Annotated in this window: 15 protein-coding genes; 8 read left to right on the top strand and 7 right to left on the bottom strand. The window is 47.4% G+C overall.

The features are described 5' to 3' along the window. Positions 1-2 precede the first annotated feature (2 nt). On the bottom strand, positions 3-659 hold the full coding sequence (locus CWC22_RS12635; protein WP_125561917.1) for a VC0807 family protein: 657 nt from the start codon (positions 657-659) through the stop codon (positions 3-5). A 187-nt stretch (positions 660-846) separates the two neighbouring features. Further along, the gene (locus CWC22_RS12630) at positions 847-2,385 is read right to left on the bottom strand and encodes a choice-of-anchor A family protein (protein WP_138537748.1); all 1,539 of its coding nucleotides are present in this window, start codon (positions 2,383-2,385) and stop codon (positions 847-849) included. A 361-nt stretch (positions 2,386-2,746) separates the two neighbouring features. Here CWC22_RS12630 and CWC22_RS12625 point away from each other — a divergent pair, with 361 nt between their 5' ends. The 3 genes from CWC22_RS12625 (at position 2,747) to CWC22_RS12615 (ending at position 12,580) form a co-directional block, all read left to right on the top strand. Continuing rightward, positions 2,747-3,802 carry an acyltransferase family protein gene (locus CWC22_RS12625; protein WP_138537749.1) on the top strand — a complete coding sequence of 352 codons (1,056 nt, stop codon included), beginning with the start codon at positions 2,747-2,749 and terminating at the stop codon, positions 3,800-3,802. A gap of 286 nt (positions 3,803-4,088) precedes the next feature. Then, positions 4,089-10,868: a PKD domain-containing protein gene (locus CWC22_RS12620; RefSeq protein ID WP_138537750.1), complete on the top strand. Its 6,780-nt coding sequence runs from the start codon at positions 4,089-4,091 to the stop codon at positions 10,866-10,868. 284 nt (positions 10,869-11,152) lie between these two features. Beyond that, positions 11,153-12,580 (top strand): MATE family efflux transporter, encoded by a 1,428-nt coding sequence (locus tag CWC22_RS12615; RefSeq protein ID WP_138537751.1) that lies wholly within the window; start codon positions 11,153-11,155, stop codon positions 12,578-12,580. 44 nt (positions 12,581-12,624) lie between these two features. On the opposite strand, the gene CWC22_RS12610 is transcribed toward CWC22_RS12615, so the two are convergent. Then, on the bottom strand, positions 12,625-13,569 hold the full coding sequence (locus tag CWC22_RS12610; protein WP_138537752.1) for an endonuclease/exonuclease/phosphatase family protein: 945 nt from the start codon (positions 13,567-13,569) through the stop codon (positions 12,625-12,627). A gap of 127 nt (positions 13,570-13,696) precedes the next feature. Continuing rightward, positions 13,697-14,605 (bottom strand): LysR family transcriptional regulator, encoded by a 909-nt coding sequence (locus CWC22_RS12605; RefSeq protein ID WP_138537753.1) that lies wholly within the window; start codon positions 14,603-14,605, stop codon positions 13,697-13,699. Positions 14,606-14,762: 157 nt separating this feature from the next. On the opposite strand from CWC22_RS12605, the gene CWC22_RS12600 reads away from it, so the two are divergent. From CWC22_RS12600 to CWC22_RS12580, 5 genes are all read left to right on the top strand, one after another. Beyond that, entirely contained in the window at positions 14,763-15,731 is a 969-nt protein-coding gene (locus tag CWC22_RS12600; protein WP_138537754.1) for an NAD(P)H-dependent oxidoreductase, read from the top strand. 26 nt (positions 15,732-15,757) lie between these two features. Then, on the top strand, positions 15,758-16,798 hold the full coding sequence (locus CWC22_RS12595; RefSeq protein WP_171045035.1) for an ankyrin repeat domain-containing protein: 1,041 nt from the start codon (positions 15,758-15,760) through the stop codon (positions 16,796-16,798). Between the two features lie 114 nt (positions 16,799-16,912). Beyond that, positions 16,913-17,521, top strand: a complete 609-nt coding sequence (locus CWC22_RS12590) for a TetR/AcrR family transcriptional regulator (RefSeq protein ID WP_125561766.1) — start codon at positions 16,913-16,915, stop codon at positions 17,519-17,521. 160 nt (positions 17,522-17,681) lie between these two features. Continuing rightward, positions 17,682-18,155 carry a DM13 domain-containing protein gene (locus CWC22_RS12585; RefSeq protein ID WP_138537756.1) on the top strand — a complete coding sequence of 158 codons (474 nt, stop codon included), beginning with the start codon at positions 17,682-17,684 and terminating at the stop codon, positions 18,153-18,155. A 113-nt stretch (positions 18,156-18,268) separates the two neighbouring features. Then, positions 18,269-19,699, top strand: a complete 1,431-nt coding sequence (locus tag CWC22_RS12580; protein ID WP_138537757.1) for a glycerophosphodiester phosphodiesterase family protein — start codon at positions 18,269-18,271, stop codon at positions 19,697-19,699. 49 nt (positions 19,700-19,748) lie between these two features. On the opposite strand, the gene CWC22_RS12575 is transcribed toward CWC22_RS12580, so the two are convergent. The 3 genes from CWC22_RS12575 to CWC22_RS12565 all read right to left on the bottom strand — a co-directional run bounded on the left by CWC22_RS12575 (position 19,749) and on the right by CWC22_RS12565 (position 23,869). Continuing rightward, positions 19,749-20,519, bottom strand: coding sequence for a MipA/OmpV family protein (locus CWC22_RS12575; RefSeq protein WP_125561763.1), 771 nt, complete (start codon positions 20,517-20,519; stop codon positions 19,749-19,751). 120 nt (positions 20,520-20,639) lie between these two features. Continuing rightward, positions 20,640-21,992 (bottom strand): DUF1501 domain-containing protein, encoded by a 1,353-nt coding sequence (locus CWC22_RS12570; protein WP_125561761.1) that lies wholly within the window; start codon positions 21,990-21,992, stop codon positions 20,640-20,642. Between the two features lie 11 nt (positions 21,993-22,003). Further along, positions 22,004-23,869, bottom strand: a complete 1,866-nt coding sequence (locus CWC22_RS12565; protein ID WP_138537758.1) for a DUF1800 domain-containing protein — start codon at positions 23,867-23,869, stop codon at positions 22,004-22,006. Between the last annotated feature and the right edge of the window lie 67 nt (positions 23,870-23,936).

Genomic DNA, 23,936 nt, shown 5'->3' with positions numbered 1-23,936 from the left:
GATTATTCCTGGTCGTGAAACATCTCTTCAAGCTTAAGCCCTGAAAGCTTTTTCAAAGAGTTTAGTAAGTAATAAAGCGCGATAAAGAAGACAATCATGGTTGGTACCATAATCACCGGGTAGCTTAGCGCGGTCATTCTGCCCAGTTCACTATTGTAGGCCTCTGTGCCTGCCGGACTGACGACAATCATTTTTGCCAGAATGTAGTTTAGCGCGGACGATAAGAAAAATGCACTGGCGAGGATTTTTGAGGCAACCTGTTGTACTTTGATTAACTTATCGCTGTTGCCTTTTTCTGCCAATGCTTTTTCGATTCCTTCAATGTCCATGACTGTGTCATTGAACATCAGCGTTTTTAGCAAGGGGTATTTAGTATACTGGCTGACAATAATGCCAATCCCGATAAGCCCGGGGATCAAGGCTTCTTTGATGGCGATATATTTTGCATCCAGCTCCAGCAGACTGATCCCGCCAGTGAGCAACACAGAGACAATACCCAAACCAGAGATAAAACTGAACTTTCCTGTGTTTTTACGTTCCCACAGACCAAATCCTAGCGGAAAGGCCAGCGCGACTACAACACCGAGTGCCGGACCCAGGTATTGCTCTCCTGAAAACTTAGTCAGGATAACCACCGGAATAATAATGTTAAAAATCATTTGGCTAAAAAAGCCGCTTTGTTTCTTATTGGACGACGACACTTTGTCCCCTGTAGTTCTAAACAACGAATGGCCTGAGTGTACGGCAAACTGGGGTTAAAGGGCAACTTTGGGCCCAAAGTGAATTTGGGGCAAAAAAGAAGCTGCACCGGGCAGCTTCCTTTTTTGATGAGAGAATAACCAGAGACTAGTTACAGAAGTTCTTCACCCAGGTCAGGTCGTTCACGCGATGCGCAACGTGAAAGAGCTTAGTCGCTTGTGCAGTTTGCGGGTCAAGCTCATAGATTGCTGCATCAGCATGACGCTCACGGCCCGACACATATAGCGTCCCTTCAGGTGAAATGGCCAAACCGGATGCCCAGTTAACGCCATGCTTGCCGATCAGGGTTAGCTCTAAATTTGCGTCTGCGGTATATAGCGCAGTGCCAGTGAGCACGTATAGCGTGTTGCCATCAGCTGAGTAGGCAATATCGCCATTTTTGAAGTCTTCGTTTGAGGCTTTCATTTTGCCCAGTACACGCTTTTCACCCGTGGCTACATCGTAGTCGTAAGCGTATGTGCGACTGGTGGCCTTCAGAACATCACCTGAGATATCGTAGGCAAGACGAATGACTTTGTAGCCATCGGTCACTGATTCCAAGGTTTGCGTTTTTGCAGACAGGTCATAGCTGTAAATGTGTGAGCTACGGGTCTTAGCGCTTTGCTGGTCAATGAAATACAGTTTACCGTTATGTGCAGCGATATTTGACGCTGTGTTGTTCAGGTTGATCACTTTGTCCGACTGGCCTGAACTCAGGTCAATCTGGTGTACGTAGCCCTGCTCGGCATCACCATAATAGTTAATGGCATACAAACCACCGTTACATACAGCGCTGTCATTAGGCAGCTGACCTGTGAAGATTCCGCCGCGTAACTCCATTGAGCCATGAAAGCTGTTTGCAATGATTGGCATAGTTGCGGTGCCGTGTGGTGCTGTGATATCGGCTTTGGGTGCTAGAATCACGCCTTCAGTTTGCAAACCTGCCAGATTCAGCGAAGTGGCATCGGGGAAATTAAAAATGGTGCGTTGTCTGTGGTTGCTCAGAGTTACATAGCTCTTGTTATTGAGCGGCGCAAAATTATTTCCGGCACCTGAAATATTGAACACAATCGTGGCGTTGTCTGGAATACCCGAGACATCAAATGTATGACTTGACTGAACGTCCTGACCAGTTAGGTTAAATACCTGCAGCTCACTGGTGTTATCGCCAGTTAGATATAGACCGCCCCATTGCTTGAGTGTTTCACCCGTTTGTGACAATTCAGCCAGACTGGCAGACAGGGCTAACATATCCGACTGAGCATCAGCAAAGTCGACGGGCAGGGTCGTGGCGTTGGCAATTACCTCTGCACCGGCTTCGAGGCCTAAACGCACGGCTTCGCTAACCTTATCTGTTTGGCCTCCAGCAATGATATGACCGACATACTGTCTGCCATTGATGTACTGAATATCGCCACCGGCAACCAGATAATGCGCATTCAATGCACTGTTATGGCCATACCCGATAGAATAGCCATTAAGGCTGACATCATCGCCTGCGAACACGGCACCCAGTGCATTTCCCGATGTTGAATAAAAGTCATCAAATACCAGTGCGGCATAGCCTTTATCCAGGTCATGCTCAGATGACGCGCTTACCGAAAATGCACAAGCAACCAGTGCGCCTGCGAACAGCTTTTTCTTCATTAAGTTCTCCACGAGTTAGGCCTGCACTTAGGTTTTTGCGCAGCTGCCTTGTCAAAAATTCGCCTATTCTAGTTCTTTTATACTAATCTGTCTCTATTTTTCTTTCGTTTTGTGTTTGATATGTACCAATTGCGGGTCCTTGTGGGGCCTTTTGATTGTAACTGGCATGTTTGCTCGAGTGTGATAAACAGCAGCTAAAATCGTTGACATCGTTCTGGAATAAACCAGTATAAGACGATAAATATTTGATGCGCTTTGGTTAATAAACGCATCCTGTTGTTTATTTCGCTAAATTTAATACAATTTCCTTGCCAGGCTGGGCTGTTGCACGTCATAAAAATAATAATAAAAAGGATCCAGTATGGAGATCAGAAAACTCAATGCCCTGAGAGGCATTGCGGCAATAATCGTGTTTGTAACACATTTCAGCGACATAACACACTGGCTGGATGGGGCGCTGGGAGGCGGCGCTGGTGCGTATGGGGTGATGTTATTTTTTCTGCTGAGCGGTTTTTTGATGTCGCACTTATATCTGGGGACAGGCTTTACCCCTAGAGGTGTAAAACATTACTTTGTAGCGCGTTTTGCGCGAGTTGTGCCACTGTATCTGCTGGTGGTCTTTGCATCTTTCACACTGACTCAGGGAGGCAGCGATCTCCTCTATCATATCCCTGATCACCAAGCGCTGTTGGCGCATGTGTTGTTTTTACATGGCGACAGCGTACTCTGGTCTATCCCGCCTGAAGTGCAGTTTTACGTTTTATTTGTGTTGTTATGGTTATTCGCTGCGACAAGGCGTGGCTATATCTACCTGCTGATAGTTGGAAGCTTACTGCTGTTATTTTTTACTAATTTCCCTCGTATTTACGGCGAAATACAGGGTGTACCTTACAATCAGTTCACCGTGTTGCGTAGTCTGCCTTATTTTTTTATCGGTGTGATCTTCGGGTTACATTATAAAACCTTGACTATTCCTCCGTATCTGAGAAAGCATGGATTTATTTTGGCTTTATGCCTGATTCCGTTGATGTACCCCGAGTTGTCACCGGTGACATCGGATGCAAAAAACCGCATGTGGCTGAGTTACGAGGTACTGTTGGTAATGAGTGTCGTATTTTTTTGTGTGGTTTTTCTGGTGCCAGACAATAATATCCTGCTGGCTAACAAGGTTGGTGATTTCTTCGGTAAAATCTCTTATTCACTGTATTTATTACACATGCCAGCGATCACTTTCATAAATCAGTTTGACTGGGTTGTTGAGATTAAACTTGTCGCTTCGTTTGCATTGAGCACTGCGGTTGCGTTTGTGTCTTTTGCTTGTATAGAAAGGCCAATTGCCGGGTTTATCAGGCGCTCAGCTGATGTGGGTAATTTGAAGCAAACTGAAAGAGCGAGACCTAAAGCTAGACCTTTTTAACCGGGTATGCTTTGGAACATTGCGGAATATTGCTACATAAAGTCATCGCGGGTTGAGTACAAACCAGCAGGCGTGCGCTGAGCTGTTAGCCGAACTTAGTCATTTGTAATTTTTACACACCTCCTTGTATCTAATATAGAAATAGTTGCTGTTGTGGAATCTGGTGAGCTTTCTCAACAAAATATTGCTTAAAACTACATCATTTTTAATTGACCTGCACGGCAATTCAATTAAAATCGCGCTTTTTTTGTACGAACATCTGTTGCTGAAAGTGAGGCATTGCATAGTGATAAACAACATTGTTGGTGTAGTGAACAGGTCCCTGGTGATCACGCTGCTTGGTTTGGGGCTAAGTGCTTGTGGAGGAGGTGGTGGTGATACATCGAATGGAACCCAGACAAACACTCAGACAGGCAGTGGCGGGTCTACTGTATCTCCGGATAACAGAGTACCGACAGTGTCAATCACCGGAGCGCAAAGCGCCAACGAAAATGAGACGTTGACCCTGATAGCCGTTGCTGATGATCCCGATGGCCATATTAATAGCTACGCGTGGTCATATCAGGCCGATTCTGAATTACAGCTAGTCGGTGAAGACAGCCCGACGCTTGAGATTATAAGTAAAGGTGTCGATGAAGATACCGAAGTCAAAGTATCTTTGACCGTTACGGACAACATGGGCGCGCAGGCAACAGCCACTTATCCGGTGACTATCAAGAATGTGTTAGAACCATTCTCGATTGAGGTAACCGGAGAAAGTGTATATACAGAACAAACCGATTTTATACTTACCGTTGTGCCTTCTGTAGACGCCAGCCAAATCTCGCAGATCACCTGGACGCACGATGCCGCGATTGAGTTGCTGCTAAGTGGAGCGGGTACGCCTGAGCTCACCGTTAGCGCCCCGGATCTGACGGATAATCTGGGTGTGAATTTCACGGTCAATGTCGAGCATATTGATGGTCGAGTACAATCTGAATCGCATTGGGTACAGATCCAGGCATCACCTAATGCTTTGCCGGCGGTCTCTGTGTCTGCTGATGATGAAGTGACAGAGGGAGTCACTTTCACTTTGCTCGCTGATGCCTCTGATAGTGATGGTCAGATAGCGAGCTACTCGTGGTCATATAACTCTGAGCTGAAACTGGAGGTGTCAGATGTGACAGAGCGAATCTTGCAAGTGACAGCGCCCGATATAACCTCAGACATGACGACTCACTTTAGTGTCACAGTTGAAGACAATCAGGGGGCAACGGCGACGGCTTCGCATGCTGTCGTGGTTCGGGCACTGCCTAATGTTGCGCCAACGGCAATCATTCAGGGTGAGTCAACTTTGCTTGAAGGGCAACAGCTCATACTCACAGCACAGGCCAGTGATAGTGATGGTGAAATTGAGCAGTATAGCTGGCGTCATACATCATCTGTTGACCTGGTATTAGACACTTCAGTTGAGGGGCAGCTTAGCCTTTCAACACCCGATATTATGCTGGACAGTACTGCCACTGTGTATCTTGAAGTCACCGATAATCAAGGTGCGGTTACTAAAGTTGCGCATAACATTGAGATAAAAGCGCTGCCAAATGCTGTACCGCAAGTGAACATAAGCGGTCCTATACAGATCAGCGAACGCACAGCTTTCTCTCTGGTGGGGGATGCGAAAGACTCGGATGGCGAAATCGTGGCTTATCAGTGGCATCATGATTCAAACCTGGCTCTGATATTGGACGGTAGCGAGCGTGCCAGCCTGTCAGTGACCAGCCCGGATATCGTGCAAGCGCAAGAGGTTACATTTACCTTGACTGTAACGGATAATCAGCAAGCGCAATCCAGTTATACTCATCTGGTAACCATTGAACCAAATAAGGTAGCACTTACCATACAGGGTAAGGTAACAGATGCGCCGATCCCATTTGCCGATGTCGTCCTGGAAGTAGCGCAGAGGAGCTTTACTGCGCAGGCAGATGAGCAGGGCGATTACCAGCTGACCTTCAGTGTAGATGAGAGTGAAGTAAATGCACTGGGTACTTTGCGTGCCACTGACACCACAACTCAGGGGCGTGTAGAGCTGGTATCGCAGCTGGGCGCCGTGTCAGATCTTCAGGAGGCAGCCGGAGAAGACAACACACTCAACAGTGATGAGCTATTCGATGTGAATGTCACTAACGTGACCACAGCTGAGTACGCCATACTGCGGCGTATGCATTCAGCCGGTTTCAATGATGCGAACGAGCTGAAAGAAGCGCGTAAACACATTGCTACAGGCGAGAAACTGTCGATTGCATCGTTATTAAAAGCAGTGATTGACCATGGGGTTGCACTACCAGAAGGAGCAACTTCGACACTGGCGCTTGCACAAGATGCCGAGTTGCTCGCTCAGCTGACGGACTCTCTGGACACCGAGCAGCCCGGGTTACTGGCACAAATTGAAGAGGAAATTAAACAGGATGATACCTTAGTTGATGTTTCCAGTTTTTCGCCTTCAGGCACTTATTACTTACTTGAAACCTCAGTGGTTGACGGTTTTGGCGCCAGCATAGAGTTTAAAGAAGACCGGACAGGCTCTCTGGCAGGCAGAACTTTGTCTAACTTCACATGGGAAATACAGGGGCAGCAAATCCTAATTAACCTGGAGAATGAGCTTGATGTGAGCACCAGTCAATTTAGCACCCGCGCGGGATTTAAGACGACCCAGCTTACCTTGACTATTTTCGACAGTGCGGAGCACGCTCAGGCTGTCACCATTGATTTTGTGCCAACCCAGGAACTGCCCCAGGCTCCAGAAGGCACCGTTTCTGTCAATGCTCAGTTGTTTGATAGCAACAAGATCACTCAGCTAGCAGACGATGCGTTTATTGGTCAATGGTCGCTGCTTTTCAATGATGAGCTTAGTGAGCAAAGGCGTATTCGTTTTGATATGAATGCCGGTAATCAAAGTGAGATGTTCGCCGATGAACCAATGCTCTCCGATGGTGAAGGCTTTTCAGTTTTAGGTACTTGGTATTACACCCGGCCCTGGGAAGAGGTCAGGATCAATGCTCCCTTTTATAACTTCGGGTTTGTGCCAGTCAGAGAGACTGAATTCGGTTATCAGGGCCTGATGTTGCAGGGGTTCGATGAACACAGACGGGTAGTTCAGGCAAGTCTAATTAAGCATCAGGAGATTAGCTTTAACGATATCAATTATCAGAAAATGTGGCGCCAGACAGGTAGCAAGAGTGCTCAAAGCAAATTTAAGGTAGATGGCAATGACAACTACCATTATCGCTGGCACAGAGGTATTGAAGGGATTAAAGTGAATGGGTCTTTGCATCAGTATCACTATGAGTTTGCAGGTCAGGCCGTGGCGCACTGTGACACCAGTCAAGCAGAATGTGAGATTAGCAAAGTATTCCGTCACAAACTGCTTGCAGTTCAAGGTGATCACATTGCCGTGGAGTTTGCCGCAGATGAATATAATAGAGATGATTTCGGCATATCTTATGATATCTCAAGAAGTATACATTTCTATCGCCTGTCAGACAGAGACTGGAAACTGGGCCAGTTTGATAAGTCGCTTTACAAGAATGAGCGCTTTGGACGAGCACTGGATCATGGTCTGGGTCTTTATCATGTAACTGATAATGGCGTGTCGCATATTGAGCGAGACTTTCATTGTCCGACTAGCCCGTCACCGGTTCACTTATGTTCCGACACTTTGATTATAGATGGCGTTGAGTACAAGGCTCGGCTGGATGGTACGCGCATAGAACTGGAACACCTAGTCACTGAAGCCCGTTCGTATCTGTTGATCCAGGACGAATCTGAATCTGAAGTAGTCTTGTGTCATGTTGCTGAGGGGGAGTCTTGTAATGCCAATAATACATTCCGCGTTAGCTACACCAAGCCGGCATTAAACATTAGCTTTGCTATTGAAGGTCTGGGTGAGTTATCGCCAACCACCTCACAGTACTATTATGGTGAAGCGTTTTTGGTCGCTGTGAACGCACAGGAAGGTTCACGCCTGGCAAATATTAAAGGGTGTAATGGTTATCTTACTGAACGTCAGGGACAAGCCTATTATCGGGTCAATAACCCGGTTGCAGATTGTGAAATCAGCGCCAGCTTTATTGAGGATTTTGTACCGACAGAGTCAACCTTGTTGGTAGATACAAGCGCGGAGGCTATCCCAACGGGTTGGTACTATGAAATGACGGGTGATAACCGTGGGATGTTTTACGGTACAGACGCCGTGGCTAGTTTCTCAGTAACACAGAGTAATGACGTTTCTATCTTTACCTTTGATGATGAGACGAAAATCCCCATACAGTTTAATCACAGTGAGTTAAAGTGGGTGAATGGTTTCACACTCTTCCAGCAGGGCCAGGAAGTGAATATTAGTTGGAGTGCGTCGAACTCTCGTGATGATCCGACTTATAAAACAACTCCACGCACTGTAAACCCCAGTCGCTATCTGGCGTCACTAGACGTAGGCAGGGAGACTTTGATCGGTGAATGGTCAGTCACCTCTGTTGAGCAAGGAAAAACGATTCGGCTGACTTTAAATAATGACCATACCGGAACGGTGTCAAGATTTGAGCCTGGTTTGGGCACGCCGTCACAGCTTACTTGGGAGTTGACCGCGCAGAATGAGATCCGCTTGTATGGCGAACAATCTGGTTATTCAGCCACATTGAAGCTATTTGAACAAAGGGAAGGCGGCTATGCATTTACCGTTGAACAGGTTGAATCTGAAGACACGTCTACGTGGTTGAGCCGCGGAGCCGGTTTGCTAATCCCGCTTACAGGCATAACTTTGGATGATTTGGCTGGTAGCTGGCGGTTCAAGCTCGATGACTCGCACCATGGCTTTGAATTATTCAAAGGCGGTGAACTTCGCTCGGGCCGTTTCAACGGCGCCGCTACAGCCAGTTTTGAAAACCATCAACTGACCGTAAGCGCTTTTTACAATGATATTTTAAGAAGACATGATGCATTATGTAGCGCCGACAGAGATGAGTGCCAGCAGAAAACAGTTGGCTCGTATACAGTTTTAACTATGCTTTCAGGTAGCTTGTATGTTTATGAGCATAATGAATCAGGCGCAGTGGGTACGCTGGTAAAGGTTGATATTGATCCCCGTGGGAAACTCAATGGCATTGAGCGGCACCTAAGGCAACAGGGTAGTCGTTTTTACCAGCAAACAGCGTCTTCACTTCGAAAGTGGTCATTTTATGAATGGGGGCAAGATTCAGGTACGCACAGCGGTTCTTTACAGATCAGCGAGAACAATAGCACTATCGGCTACCAGGTCTATTTTGACAATAAAATAATCAGACTCAGCGAGTCTGACGGCAGTTACATATCCTACGAAATGATAGACAGTGATGTTGACTCCATTACTTTGTGTCGTCAAATTGATGGGCAATGTGACTCGCAAGAATATATTGTACTGGACTACCAGCCAGCTGTTGTTGAAGTCACTATTTCTGCACCAGAAGGGGTTGAGGTAACAAGTAATCAGACTTCACCTTATTTCAATTATGGTGAACGCCTTGAAGTCATTGTTTACGACGGTTGGAGTAGTGGCTTGTATGTATCTTCTTTTGAAGGGTGTGGCATTGAGCGACCTGTAAATCTCTTTACAGGTCATGTGACTTTTAGGTCGGATGCAGTTATAGAGTCCTGTACTTTTTCGGTTACCGTGGAGCCGGTGCCTGATTCCCATGCAGACAGGTTAGGTATAACAGATGAGTACCTACGCGAATGTATTGACTTTATGAGTTCTTTGGATTCAACAAATAATAATTACATGGAATATGAGTCTAGTTTTTATTGTTTCAATCAGAACAAGTATGCAACTGATTTAGCGGGGTTAGATAAATTTCCGTATCTGGAGAGCTTGGTTTTAGAAGATGCAATTTTGAGTTCAAATGCGCTGCGGTCAATTGAAAACCAGACAAACTTGAAAGAGCTGACCATCCGAGATAGTGAAATGGACGATGGGGTGTTTGAGTTAGATCTGATCAACCTCCGTTCAGTTGAATCAATTAAGCTATATAAGGGGACATTTGGCTCGGTCAAATTGCAAAATGCAGGGACACTAAGAGACTTTACCTCAACGGCTGATATTAGTGAACTTGATGTGGCACAAGCAACTGGGCTGAAGTCCCTTACTGTATGGGGCGCTAGCCTGACGAATCTGGATATCAGTCAAAATATGCAGTTAAAAGAATTGAATCTATCTCGCTCCCAGATACAAGAGGTGAGGGGGGTGACCGAAGCACACGCGCTGGAAACCCTGCTGGCTGACAACTCGCAGTTGAACTACCTGGATTTAGGTCCATTTATACACCTTAAAGAGTTGAATATCCGTGGGACACAGGTAGCAGCACTGGATCTCACTTTTGCAACCAGCCTAACTAAACTGGAAGCGTCCGATTCTGCTTTGGCATCTCTGACGCTCAATGGCGAGTCAAATATTACTGATTTAACAATTAAAAATGTGCCACTGACGCAGCTAAATACTCAGTTCATGAAAAACTTACGTTCACTGGATGCGACTCAGTCTATGCTCTCGAGTATCGATTTATCGCTCAACTCAGAGTTGTATACTATCAAGCTTGCTGACGCCCAATTGACGAACGTTATTATTCCACAAGAAGGGGGCAATATTTCAGATCTATATTTGTCGAACAACCCTCTCACGGAGTTCACCGTTAATACGGGCGTTATAAATAGGTTGTATCTAGATGGCACAGCATTAACTTCGCTTGATTTGACGGCACTAAAATACATTGACACACTAGATATATCTAATAGTCATATTACGCAAACTGTGCTGTCTTCCGTCTTAAGAAGGCTAGATGCAGACAACGTCCCAATGACAGAAATCACGATCCCTGACAATTCAAAGCTAACTCATTTGAGTTTTGAAGATAATACACTCAATGCGATTCATGGGCTTGATGCTTTAAATGGAAGGGATTATTGGTTGGATCTTTATCTATACCTATACGGCACTCAGGTTGATGAAACCTTACTACAACGCCTTAAATCTATGGATTCTGTAAAAGTAATAGGCCAATAAAAGTCTACTTGAGCGAAACTGGGCTGTGTTCCCAGTTTCGCTCGGCACCCTCTGTTCGTTAATTCTGTCCGACTTGTTGCCAGCAAGAATAGACGGTTGTGACACCCATAAGTTATTCACCCCCCAATCTTGTCCATTAATCGAATTCGCCCTTACTTTTTGTGAACTCTCTCGCCAGATTCGGGTCAGGTTTATTGGTGGCCAGTTGCGGTCAGGTTAAATGCTGGCGACGAATTAAATCATATATAAAACACCGTGTTATTCAGGGAGCAAGTTACTACATTATGGGATCAGATAAGTCACCGGCATTGAGCCTGGGCGAGCCACTTCAGGTGTGTGATAAGCAAAGAAAACGAGCTGTGCGCAAGCGCTGGATATTAACAGGCTCTACCAGCGCAGTACTAAAGCAACTGACTCTGCCTATGCTGTGGGCAATTCTGGCATTGTTTAGCGCCGACTTAATGGAGCTCTATTTTGCTTCTCGTTTGGGTGTAGAAGAACTCACAGCGATGAGTTATACCTTACCTGTTCAGGCCACTTTGTTTGCATTTGCAATTGGTCTGGGGATTGTTGTGGCGACCCGGTTAACGCAAGCAAAAGAGGTTGAGCAGCTGGCTGCGGTAAGTCTGATATTCACTGTATTGACTGGTGCAAGTTTGGCGATTGCTATATGGCTTGGTTTAAAACCGATATTGACCATGCTGGGGTTTGCTGAGTTTTCTGCTCGTGAGCAAGTCTGGCCGACACTCGAACGCTATATGCAATATCGACTGGGCGCAGTCGTTTTCTTTTTTGTTGTAATGGTAGTGTTTGGCGTACTTAGGGCATTTGGCAATATGCGCGGCGCTGCACAGTTATTGGTGATGTTTGCAGGTTTACAAATCCTTATTAGCGCTGCACTGTTTATGCCCTGGGCGCAATCTGCGTTATCGCTGAGTGGCCTGGAACGACTGGGGGTTGCCCATTTTGCAGCTGCAACGAGTGCCAGTTTTTATGCGCTGTATTTATTGCGTATTAAAGAAAATATCAGGCTCAAAGTACACCTTTTATCACAGCGTAGCCGACAAGCATTTCGCCGTTTATTCCGGCTGTTTGTGCCCGTCGTGGCTATGCAGTTGCTTACGCCGCTGGCTCAGTTGTTATTAATGATGATTGTTGCTTCGCAGGGGAGTGATGCCGTGGCCGCATTTGGCGTCGTCATGCGTATAGAGCCGCTTGCATTATTGCTGCCTATGGTACTGACAACGTCACTCCCCATTTTTGTTGGTCAAAATTGGGCTGCGAATAAATCTCTACGGGTACGCAGAGGTATTAAGCAGGCACTGGCTGCCTGTTTGGTCTGGCAGAGTCTCATTGCGTTGGTGCTTTTTTGGGGCGCCGACATGTTGGGAGTTGGTTTCTGTAAACAGTCTTTTGTGAGCCACTCTATTGAACTGGCCATGTGTATTTTACCAATATCTTATGCCGCGCTGGCAGGGGTGATGTTGTATGTGAGTTGTTGTAATGCTATTGGCCGCACCGACCTGGCACTGAATGTGACTTTGGTTCGATTGTTTGCCTTGTCCTTACCTGGTGCATATATCGGGGCTCAGCTTAATGGTTTTCAGGGCATCATCTGGGCGCTGGCGTTGGCCAATTTTATGGTTGGTGCCTGGCTTATTTACGGCGCTGTACACACGCGTAGGACCCAGAGTACGCTTGCGCTTGGCTAGTGTCATAGGTGTGGGCCCGCACAAGCCGGCCCACCTATACATGACTATTTAAGGTCGATACTCAGCGCACAGTGATCCGCAAGCATGTTTTGTGGGGTCATGTCTGCGAAATAGTGAAACTGCGCACTGCCTAACTGAAACTGGTCTTTGAGTGTTTTAGCCACAAGAATATGGTCGATGGGCGCTGGATAGTAGGGGTGGCAGCCAGTCAGCATCTGATTTGCATTGAACAAAGGCGCGTTGTCTATGTTGTTGGGCTGGGTATTTGCGGCACCTTGTGGAAAATATAAATCTCGGCTGAGGCGGTTGTATGGTGCCGTAAGGCGGTGATTAAAGTCTCCGAGCACGATAAAGTCTGTTTTTACCTTGGTTTTTTGTTCAACCCAGCCGTCCAGTATCGGGGCTTGTTTTGACAGCAGCTTACAAGCCTCTTTATCTGAACGCTGGTAGTCATCAACAAAACAGCCGCTTTTCAGGTGTACATTCAAAAGATGCAGCGTTTCACCTTGATAGGTCAGTTGGATCTCTAGCCCATTTCTAAGACCTGGTTTCACTTTTGAGAAAGCACTGTGCTGCACAACCTTATCAACGGTCAGTGGTTTTTTTACCACAAAGGCGATTTTTTGCTGGGTCGAGTTATTGCCACTTTTACGACAGGTGTATGTCTTACTGTCGGCCCTGTCTGACATCACTACGTGCCAGTCTTTTTCACTGAATACCTGGCGCACGGCTGAAGCTGACGCGACTTCTTGCAGTGCAATAATATCGGCATTAAGTGACTGCGCGTACTGTTTCAGGGCTTGAATGTCTTTTGCGGTTCTTGGCTTACAGCCTGTGTTATCAGATGCAGAAAGGTGTTCAATGTTCCAGGTTGCAACACGCAATGGCTGCTTCGATGTGGCATGTTTCTGATGACCATGCGATAGCGCGGGTGCGGCACACAGTAGTGTGAATAAGGCCGCAACAGGCTTTATATGTGAAAGAGTCATGAAGTGTTTAAATTCATAAAATTGCAATAGTGTTATAGTGTATCAAGATTATTGCCATTTGATGATAGAAGTTAGAATATTTGCGTTAAATTCACTAAAAAGTCAGCCATGCCAGGGGCGTTGTGTCTTATGCCCTGTTATTACCACAATGTGCCAGTAAAAAGTCGATCAACACCCGTACGCGCCTGGCTTTTTGGCTGTTACGGTGAAAGTATACATAGAGCGGTGCATACGGACACCAGTAGTCTGGCAATATCGGTACCAAGGTGTTTGTTGCGAACTGGCTGGCCACCATAGGCTCAACAATGCGGCCAATGCCTATCCCTTTATGGGCTGCATCCAGCATTAGATCGGTGTCGTTGACAGTCAGAGCACTTGGCATGTCTACACTGAGCCTTTCCCCATTGCGATCTAGGTATAAAGGCGCTATCTGGTTTGATGCGATAAACCGATAGTTGATTAGCTTGTGATGCCTCAGCGCGTCAGGACTTTCGGGCTGCCCATGACGTGCAACATAATCATGAGAAGCGAATAAGGCTTCTTTCATGGCGGGCGTAAGTGCTCTCGCTACCAGGCCTTCTTCAACCCGATCACCAAAGCGAATGCCCAGATCGAATCCCTCTTTGAGAATATCAATGGCCGCATCGGAGACCGATATTTCCAGATCGATCTCTGGGTATTGCAGGCAAAATTCGGCATATATCGGTTTGAGTAAGTACTGGTAAACAAATCGTGGTGTAGTCAGTCTCACTTTGCCAGACGGGATCTGGCCCAGATCACTGACTTCTTCCAGCGCAGAGCTGAGATCATTCACTGAGTCATAGGTACGTTCGAACAGCAATCGACCTGCTTCGGTTAATTCAATGCGACGAGTCGTTCGGGTAAACAAGGGCAGGCCGAGTTCCGCTTCCAGTGCTTTGAGTGCATTGCTGACAGAAGGGGAAGCCAGTTCCAGCTTCTTGGCTGCCTTGGTGATATTTCCTTCAAGCACAATGGTGTGAAACATAATCAACTGGTTAAAAGCTGCGCCATTCATATGCGGTAACTCATCATTTTATTATTAGCTATAAGCTATCAATTTATTAGTTAATTGGCATCTAATTTTTAGTAATTGGGCGCAATATACTGTTTGCCAGATTATGACAAAGCCGTGTTTAGGCCGGTGTTGATTAAGTTTTTGCAAAGAGGTAACTATGAGCAAAGTGGTCGTGATTTCCGGGCATCCAAACCTGGCGGCTTCAAACACCAATCGTGTGATCCTGGATGAAATTTCTCAGGCTGTCTCCGAGGTGGAAATTCGGCGTTTAGATGAACGCTATCCAGATTTCAATATTGATGTTGAAGCCGAACAGCAAGCGTTGTTGTCGGCAGATGTCATTGTGCTGCAATTTCCCTTTTACTGGTATTCAGTGCCGGCATTACTCAAAAAATGGCTGGATGATGTGCTGAGTTATAACTTTGCATATGGTGCGAGTGGCGACAAACTCAAAGGGAAGGCATGCATTTTATCGTTCACAGTGGGCGGGCCTGAGTCATCTTACGATCCACTTGGCTATAACCACTTTGAAATTGAACAAATGCTCCGACCTTTACAGCAAACAGTGTATTTAACCGGTATGCAATTTATTGAACCCGTTTATACCCATGGCATGGTGTATATACCCGGGGTTTACAACGAGTTATCGGACGTACAGAGCAAAGCTAAAGCACATGCATCGCGTTTGTGCGAACGTATTCAAAATGTGATACATGATCCGGCCATACAGATTGAGCGGTTTGTGAGGGAGTGGTTTGCCCGATTTGACGTATTGCCTGCTGACAGTGCGGAGTTCATCCGCGCCTTATCTGAAGACATTACGCTCGACATGATGGGGGATCACTATCAGGGCCATGAGGGATTCAGAGATTGGTACACAGCAGCGAGGCGCACCTTTAAGCCCGGCTGCGAGCATTTAGTTGAACAAATTGAGGTGAGAGAGAAAGGTAAGGAGTCATATCGGATTGAATTACGTGTTCGGCTGATAGCCGAGAACTATAAAGACTCACCTTTAGGCGGGCAGGCAGTAAATTTACTGGTTAACGAAGTCTGGCAGGTTAATCTGGTCGGCAACCTTGTTCAGATTACAGACTATCAGGTTATGGCAACCGAGCAGGCAAAGTAGTGCGTATTATGACAAGGTTAATTCTCATGAAAGTATCTTTATTCATCACGGTTGTATTCGTGCTTTTTTCTTCTTTTGCACATGCCACTCCAAAGCCTGAGTTACCCAGGTTGCATCAGGCTGTGATCAGTGGCGATATATCACTGGTAAAGCGCTTGCTGAGTGCCGGGGCAGATGTCAATCAATTGGATTCCAGAATGGGAAACAGTCCGTTACATATCGCTGCGCAGACCGATCATACTCAGATATTGGCACTGCTGATCAGAGAAGGCGCATTTATCAACTTACAGGCACCGCGCTCCGGTTTTACGCCGTTAATGATAGCAACCTGGTATTCAAAGCCAGACAACATTATTGAATTATTCAAACACCCCGAACTGAATATCGAATTGACAACGCCAACGGGTGCCAAGGCTGAGCAGTTAATTGGAGGCTGGGACAAACAAATTATAGCCAGTGAAGCACGCCGTTATGACGAACTGGCGGCGCTTTTTGCCCACAAACGTGCTCAGCAACAGGCCATGTTAGCGCAACAGAAGATCCTCAATGTAGTTGAAAGTAGCGCGTTGAGTGAAGCGCAGAAAGTTACTCAGATCACTGCGTTACTCGCAGCTGGTCAGAACGTTAATCAGCGCCGGCCCGTCTATTCTAACCGCAATGACTTGCACACCCCATTGTTGGTTGCTGCAAGAGAAGGGTATGGCAGTGTGGTAGAACTGCTACTGGCGCATAATGCTGACCAGACAATACCGGGCTACCCTATGAACGCCATTGCCCTGCATAAGGCGGGCTATATGGGGCATGCTGATATAGTCAGACTGCTGATTGATGATAAGCGTGGCTCTTTGGTTCTAAATGCACAGGGCCCAAACAATGGCTATACGCCGCTTCATGATGCCATCTGGCATGGACACACCAAAGCAGCTAAAGTGTTTATTCAAGGTGGCGCACAATTGCAGCTCAAAACCTATGAAAATGACACGCCACTGGACCTGGCTGAGCGCTATCATTACGTGCATATCATAGAGACCATACTGAAACAGCAGCAGATTGCACAATTCGATTGAGTATCAAAGCAATGACAGCAAGGAAGCCGTGCTTTAGAACAACAAGGATAAATTGAAAAGTAAACTGGTAAGTGTAAAAATAGTCAGAAGCAAGTTACATACAATGAACCCACAATGACCGTAAAAGTTACCCGCAGTATGCTAAAACGACAGGCCATCATAGATGGTGCCCTGAGCGCGTTTCAGCAATATGGTGTCAGCGACACCAGCATGGACAAGATTGCCGAAACTGCTCAGGTTTCAAAGCGTACCGTATACAATCACTTTGAAAGCAAAGAACAGTTAGTGACGCATATCATCAAAGAAATCTGGCGTCAGAACATTTTGACGTGTGACATAGAGTATGTGCATGACACAGAACTGGATTTACAGCTGGCTGCATTACTGAAGAATGAGCTGGATTTTCTGAGCAATCAGAATTTGCAGGAACTGATCCGAGTAGCGATAGGGTATTGTTTGTTTAACCCTGATATTTTCACTGCTGAAATGAGCGAGTTTTTTGATCAGGAAACCGCCTTGATCCGCTGGATTAAGCAAGCCATGTTACATGGACAGTTGCGTCAGGCAGATCCTCAAAGCGCACATGCCCAGCTGATCAGTCTGTTAAAAGGGCAGGCCTTTTGGCCTCAGATTTTGCATCAACAACCCGCACTGACCCAAGAACAGATTGACGTACTTACAGCGGAAACCGTGGCGTTCTTTCTGGCTTATTATCGGGTCTAACTTTTGCAGCACTCATATGTACGGTGTAGGTAATTGCACTACGGGCAAATATTCAATGTAACCTCAAAAGGTACAGTCATAAAAACACAGTGTGATGAGTACCTGAGTGTGCGCTCAGTTGTACTACACTTTAGCCCATCAGCTATAAGGAAAAGAGACTATGACATTACGTGCGTTTACGCTCATCATTACCCATGGCCTGGTTGGATTCGCCGGTTTCGCGGGTGGCATCTATATGCTGCCCATTCTAACTGCACCACCTGCACCTAACGAGGGAGCCGTCACAGCCGCCTCTTTAGGGGCAGATTATTCGGCACAATTTCGTAAATCTTTACAAGACAGTGATGCATTACACTGGGGTGAAGGCATGGTTTCGATCAGCAAAGATCACATTACTTTGCTTGGCGAGCTAGCCCCGGGGCCTGATTATCGTTTGTATTTGTCACCTCAGTTTGTGGAAACAGAAGCCGATTTTAATCGCCTCAAAAGCACCATGGTTGAAGTCGGTGACATTAAAACCTTTAGCAACTTTGTGGTGGATGTACCCCAGCAGGTCAATCCGGCGGATTACAATACTGTGATTGTCTGGTGTGAAGCCTTTGGAGAGTTTATTACAGCTGCACAATATCAGTAGCGACGAGTCATAAAAAGGTCACTGACTGTTCCTACTTCGGTAATAGTGTCCCTCTATTGTTATTTCCTTGAAGAATAAAAACGCTTTATTTGGACGTAAACTTAGGAATAACAATGAAAAAAGTAACATCTCTCTCTGCTGTGATTGCAGCTTTGCTACTTGCTGGTTGTGATGACGACAAAACCGAAGTGGTTGAAGTAGAAAAAGCGGTTGTCACCACAGACACGCAAACTCAGGTAGTGGAAGTTGAAAAGACGATTGTGGTTACCGATACCATTACAGAAATCAAAACGATTGAAGTACCGGTTGTGGTGGAAGTACCCGCTGGTGGTGCCAACAATATGCAAGTTGGTACGCGCCCGGATTTTTTGGTGCAGGACATGGATGAGGGTGAGTTAAAAGACAAACTGGCTCAATGTTCAAATGGTCCTTTCTACAAAACGGACTTTTCAATTGGCCACCGTGGTGCACCAATGCAGTTTCCTGAGCACACTAAAGAGTCGTATCTCGCAGCGGCCAAAATGGGCGCGGGTATCTTGGAGTGTGATGTAACCTTCACCAAAGACAAAGAGCTGGTATGTCGCCACTCTCAGTGCGATCTGCACACCACGACTAACATCCTGGAAACTGACCTGGCACAGAAATGTTCAACGCCGTTTGTACCGGCAGATCCTGAAAATGGCGTTGTGGCTCAGGCTAAGTGTTGTACCAGCGACATTACGCTGGCGGAGTTTATGACGCTTGAAGGTAAAATGGACGCTGCAAACTCTATGGGTACCACAGTGGAAGAATACATGAATGGTACGTCGAACTGGCGCACTGACTTGTATGCCAGCCGGGGTACACTAATGACCCACGCAGAAAGTATTGCTCTGTTCAAAGAGCTAGGTACTAAGATGACGCCTGAGCTTAAGTCTCCATCCGTCACTATGCCATTCGAAGGGTTTTCGCAGCAGGATTATGCTCAGAAAATGATTGATGAGTACAAGGCTGCGGGTGTTGATCCTAAACACGTCTGGGCACAGTCATTTAACCGAGATGACATCAACTATTGGATAGCGCAAAATCCGCAATTTGGTGCACAGGCAGTTTATCTGGATGACCGTTATGAAGCGCAAACGGCGGAGAATGAAAAGGGGGTTACGCCGCAGCAACTGGTCAACAACCCTGAACTATTGGCGCCTACGATGGCTGAGCTGGCAGCAGACGGCGTGAAGATCATTGCACCACCTATGTGGGTGCTGGTAACCGAGGAAAACGGCGAAATGGTGCCATCTGCGTATGCCAAAGCGGCACGTGATGCAGGCCTTGGTATCATTACCTGGACACTGGAGCGTTCAGGCCACCTGGCAGCTGGCGGCGGCTGGTACTATCAAAGTGTCAACGGCGCACACCGTGGTGAAGGTATGATTAATAACGATGGTGATACCTTTAAACTACTTGATGTACTGGCGAAAGATGTGGGCGTAATGGGCGTATTCTCTGATTGGCCAGCTACAACGACTTACTATGCTAGTTGTATGGGTATGCCAGCAAGTATCTAATCCGACATAACAGGCCGCAGTCTCTATATGAGCTGCGGCTTTTTTGTGTCTAAAAGAACTTACTGAACAGCAAGCGAACTGAGAAACTGCCGTCACTGTCGACCAGCGGGCTGTCGGTGATGCTGTCATCAAACCAGGTGTAGTCAAACGCAAGTTGGGTAAAACCGTCAAAAAAGATGGGTGTTGACACTGAGAAGCCCAGCGCGACATTAGTGGCATTGTCGCCTTGGTAGTATGGTCTTGCGTTGGTGGCTTCGCTCTGTCTTACTCCGTAATAATAGTCAACATGATTGCTATCCAGATAGCTGACGGTGAGGCTGGGTTCGTAGAAAAACGGACCGGATTTAAAGACCTTACCAAGCCCGGTTGACAGCTCGTAGCCATCCGATTTATCCAGCACATCATGTACCGCAGAGACGTTGAACTTCCAGTTGTTACGCTCGTATTTGATACCAATACCGGCATCCATCGAGAAGTCACGCTCAGCCATGCCTTTAAACACATAGCTGTCCGATTCATCGAAGCCCTGAAAGCGCGGGGCAGCCTGAAGCAGGATCTCTATGTCGTTGACTTCCAGCACTTCATAGCTGATGAACGGTCCCAGCACGGAGAGTTTATCTCCCCGGTAACCCAAGATGGGTAAGGGGATCACACGCCTGTCGTAGCCCTGGTATATCTCTTCACTGACGCCAAGCCCAATGCCGTACAAGAAACCCTTGGGTTCAAGTTGCGCTCTTGCCGCGCCCCGCTCATCATTTTGAGCCTGAAGAGGCAATGAGGCAGCCAGCAGGGAACCAATACAAATTGCGTGTTTAAACATAGTGTGTCCTTATCTGAGTTTATTGTTCTGCTATCACGTGTGCATGATGAACCGAAGCCTGAACACTGAGCCAGGCTTCTACTTTTACGTACTATAGACAAGGAACGTTTAGTCTTGATGTCATTTAAACAAAGAAAGTGGTCCGTTGAAGTTATTCAGATTGGGAAAGATGCCGTTGAGCGTGCCCAAATCCAACCCCATCCATTGACCCAGGCTGGCAGCGTACTGATCAACTGAGGTGGTCGGGATGAGACGACCACCACCAGCATCCAGTTCATGGTTGAGCTCTGCGTTGGGAATATCGCCAAAAATGGTACCACCATTGACCGCGCCTCCCATCACAAAGTGGTGTCCTGCCCAGCCATGATCGGTGCCATCACCATTAATGGCCAGTGTTCTGCCAAAATCAGATGCTGTAAATACGGTGACCTGCTCACTGAGGTTGAGGCTTTCCATTGCAGTGTTAAACGCCACCAGCGCATTGTCCAGTGTGGCCTGCAATTTGGGCAGGTTTTGTGCCTGCCCGGAGTGGGTGTCAAATCCACCCATGGCGACTACATAGACTTGTCTTGAGGCCCCCAGTTGCTGGCGCGCAGCAATGCTGTTACCCACGGTTTGCAATTGTTTGCCTAACGAAGTTGCCGGAAACTCTGGCAGTGTGACGGTCGTGTTAGCTTGCGCTGCATTAAACTGGCTGTTGGCCTGATAGGCACTGTTAATGGCGTTGGTGACGTCCTGCTGCAAAAACTGTTGCGCATTCTGAGGTTGGTTGCTGAAATGTGCGACCAGTTCTGGATGGTCGTCAAATTCTTCCAATGCCTCGATGGTGGCGGCTTGTCCGTCACTGACATGGTACGGTGCGGTTTGCTTACCGGTCAGCCATAAAGCGCCATCTGCCGTCGTAATGGCATTAAATGGCGTATTGGCGGTGTGGCCTTGTGTCATCAGGGCATCATTGATCAAGCCTCCCCAACCAAATTGTGCGCCCTCGGCAGCGCCAGACATCCAGGTTGATTGTTGGTCGTTGTGAGAGAACAGCCTGGATGGCAAACGTGCCGTATCCTGTGCAATCATAGCGGCGGTAACCGGACTCAGTAGTGGACCAACATTGCCAACCACGGCCAGCTTATTTTGCTGATATAAGTTTGCCAGCCCGGCTAATTCCGCGGGCAAGGCGAAGCGGCGCGTGCCAAAACGCCCGGGTGTTGCAATCGGTAACAGGTTGGCCAGTGTGCGTGGGGTCGTGTATTTACCCAGCAAACTTTGTCGGTGGCCAGCCCATTGTGTGTAACTGGCCTCGTCATAAGGAATTATGGTGTCATGATTGTCCATGCCACCGTATAAAAATACGCAGACCAGGGCTTTGTAATCATTATCTTGCGACGGACTGTTTGCCAGAGCCTGACCTAACTGAAACATCGAAGAAGCCATTACGGAGGCACCGCTGAGTTTGATAAAATCGCGTCTGTTCATGGGCTTTACTCCTATTTCTGAACTAAGTAATCAGGTGAGGTCATAACCAGTAAAATGGCCAGGTGCACGAGCCGCAGCGGCTCGGCGTCGTCGTTTTGTGCCACCGTTTGTATTATGTCCTGGATCGATTGCTTGCTGGTGGCACTGAGTTGCCCGGCGCATAGCAACAGGTCCAGGCGAGCTATCAGTGCGCTGAGATCACCTGCCAGCGCCAGTTCTGTGTCGTAGCTTGCGAGGAAGCTCTCTGCGGCGTTTTGAGCATTGAGCGGAATATTTTCTTCGTCATAGATAACTTGCAGTTCCTCGACATCTACTTCTTGTTGTAACCCGGTAATGTAGTAAGTCATGAAGTTGGCGTAGCCGGTAATGGTGCTGGCGTTGGTGATCTGCAGCTCAGGAGCCACCATACCATTGGCTGCGCTCACGCTGCCCGGTGCAGTATAACCGGGGCGGAAGAAGTTAAAGACACTGGGTGAGCGATAGGGGTGTTGGCCCAGCATACTGGCATCTCGGGTGTCCCACAGCATTTCCTGGTATTCCGGGGTGATGTTTTTGACAGCAAACGCCCGTGCCCACTGTGTAAAGCGTAAGATAGGTTCACGGATCTTACCGCCACGCTCTGTGGCGTTCGCTCTGGCATCCGGGTCAAATAAAATTGCTGCCAGTGTTGCGGTTAAATCGCCACGACGGCCATCTCCTACTAAGCTGCCATCGGGCAAAGTTGTGCGGCCGGTGCTAAACGCTGTACCAACACGTGTTACGTAGCCGGGAGAGGGGTTAGAAGTGACCAGTCGCTGGATCAGTTGCTTTGCAACGAAAGGGGGCACATTTGGATGGGCAAAAATATGATCCAGCGCCTGTGTCACTGAGGCTTTGGGGCCTGTCCCGGCGGCAATTGTGGTACCCAGGAAGGTTTTACTCTTCTCTGAGTGATTTTCCGGGTAGACAGTCATGGGGAGGGCAAACTCGTTTATCTCCAGCTCTTCAGACGTGTCATAGTCCATATCCAGACCCGTAAACACCCGTGCCAGGCCGGTGATATCCTGATTATTATACAGCTCTTTTGTTGCACCATTTTCATCTTGCTGTTCGGTGCCGTCTGGATTCAGCGCAACAACCCCAACAGTAAACAGTTGCAGTAACTCACGTGCATAGTTTTCATCTGGCATTCTGCCTGTGGCTTCATCCCCTTTAAGGTTACCCATATAGGTCAGATAAAAACCCATGGCGGGAGAGTATGTGACTGCTTCGAGTAACTCCCGATAGTTGCCAAAGGCGTGCTGGATCAAAATATCCTGATAAGAAGCAACGGCTTCAGGGATATCGGTCAGTTCTTCTCCGCCGGCATTGGATACCACCAGCAGTTCGGACAGGGCAAATGCCATCCGTTGACGCAACTGATCGTCACCAGCAATGGCGTTGCGCCAGAATGCCACACTGGTTGATTCGATATACAGCGCATTAAAGTCATCCTCTGCGGTTGGTGGTGGGGTAAACTCGCTCACCACCGGCATGATCAGGCTGGGTGGCAGCTTAAGCTGTGCTTTAAACCAGCTTGATGCGCTTTTTCCTGTCAGGGTATCCAAATCTTGTGGCCGGGCCCCAAAGGTCGCCTGTTGTAAAAATCGTGATGTAGTGAGCGCAGTGGCAAAGGCCGGGTCGATTTCGGATGTGTTGTCGTCGGGGGATTCGTCTGCACCATCATCGCTATTATCGCCGCCAGAATTGTTGTTAGTATCTCCATCTGAATTATCGGGCTCCGGCTGTGGGGTGGTCGGGTTGGTTGTGTTGCTTGGGCTGGCATCACTGCCGCCACACCCGGTCAGGCTCAGGCAAAAACTGAGCAGCAGTATGTTAAGCGGGGTTAGTCTGAACATGGTTTCACTCTCTTACTTGCAGATACCTCAAGTTTAGAGTGAAACGAGCGAAAACGGTCATACAGTT

Source organism: Pseudoalteromonas rubra (assembly GCF_005886805.2).
In the GTDB taxonomy this organism is placed as follows: Bacteria; Pseudomonadota; Gammaproteobacteria; order Enterobacterales; family Alteromonadaceae; genus Pseudoalteromonas; species Pseudoalteromonas rubra_D.
The sequence above is the reverse complement of the archived record's forward strand: the minus strand, read 5'-3'. Positions and strand labels throughout refer to the sequence as shown.

Excerpts from the sequence above, each read along its gene's own strand:
- CWC22_RS12635 (WP_125561917.1), bottom strand. The coding sequence starts at position 659 with ATGATTTTTAACATTATTATTCCGGTGGTTATCCTGACTAAGTTTTCA.
- CWC22_RS12630 (WP_138537748.1), bottom strand. The coding sequence starts at position 2,385 with ATGAAGAAAAAGCTGTTCGCAGGCGCACTGGTTGCTTGTGCATTTTCG.
- CWC22_RS12625 (WP_138537749.1), top strand. The coding sequence starts at position 2,747 with ATGGAGATCAGAAAACTCAATGCCCTGAGAGGCATTGCGGCAATAATC.
- CWC22_RS12615 (WP_138537751.1), top strand. The coding sequence starts at position 11,153 with ATGGGATCAGATAAGTCACCGGCATTGAGCCTGGGCGAGCCACTTCAG.
- CWC22_RS12610 (WP_138537752.1), bottom strand. The coding sequence starts at position 13,569 with ATGACTCTTTCACATATAAAGCCTGTTGCGGCCTTATTCACACTACTG.
- CWC22_RS12605 (WP_138537753.1), bottom strand. The coding sequence starts at position 14,605 with ATGAATGGCGCAGCTTTTAACCAGTTGATTATGTTTCACACCATTGTG.
- CWC22_RS12600 (WP_138537754.1), top strand. The coding sequence starts at position 14,763 with ATGAGCAAAGTGGTCGTGATTTCCGGGCATCCAAACCTGGCGGCTTCA.
- CWC22_RS12595 (WP_171045035.1), top strand. The coding sequence starts at position 15,758 with ATGAAAGTATCTTTATTCATCACGGTTGTATTCGTGCTTTTTTCTTCT.
- CWC22_RS12590 (WP_125561766.1), top strand. The coding sequence starts at position 16,913 with ATGACCGTAAAAGTTACCCGCAGTATGCTAAAACGACAGGCCATCATA.
- CWC22_RS12585 (WP_138537756.1), top strand. The coding sequence starts at position 17,682 with ATGACATTACGTGCGTTTACGCTCATCATTACCCATGGCCTGGTTGGA.
- CWC22_RS12580 (WP_138537757.1), top strand. The coding sequence starts at position 18,269 with ATGAAAAAAGTAACATCTCTCTCTGCTGTGATTGCAGCTTTGCTACTT.
- CWC22_RS12575 (WP_125561763.1), bottom strand. The coding sequence starts at position 20,519 with ATGTTTAAACACGCAATTTGTATTGGTTCCCTGCTGGCTGCCTCATTG.
- CWC22_RS12570 (WP_125561761.1), bottom strand. The coding sequence starts at position 21,992 with ATGAACAGACGCGATTTTATCAAACTCAGCGGTGCCTCCGTAATGGCT.
- CWC22_RS12565 (WP_138537758.1), bottom strand. The coding sequence starts at position 23,869 with ATGTTCAGACTAACCCCGCTTAACATACTGCTGCTCAGTTTTTGCCTG.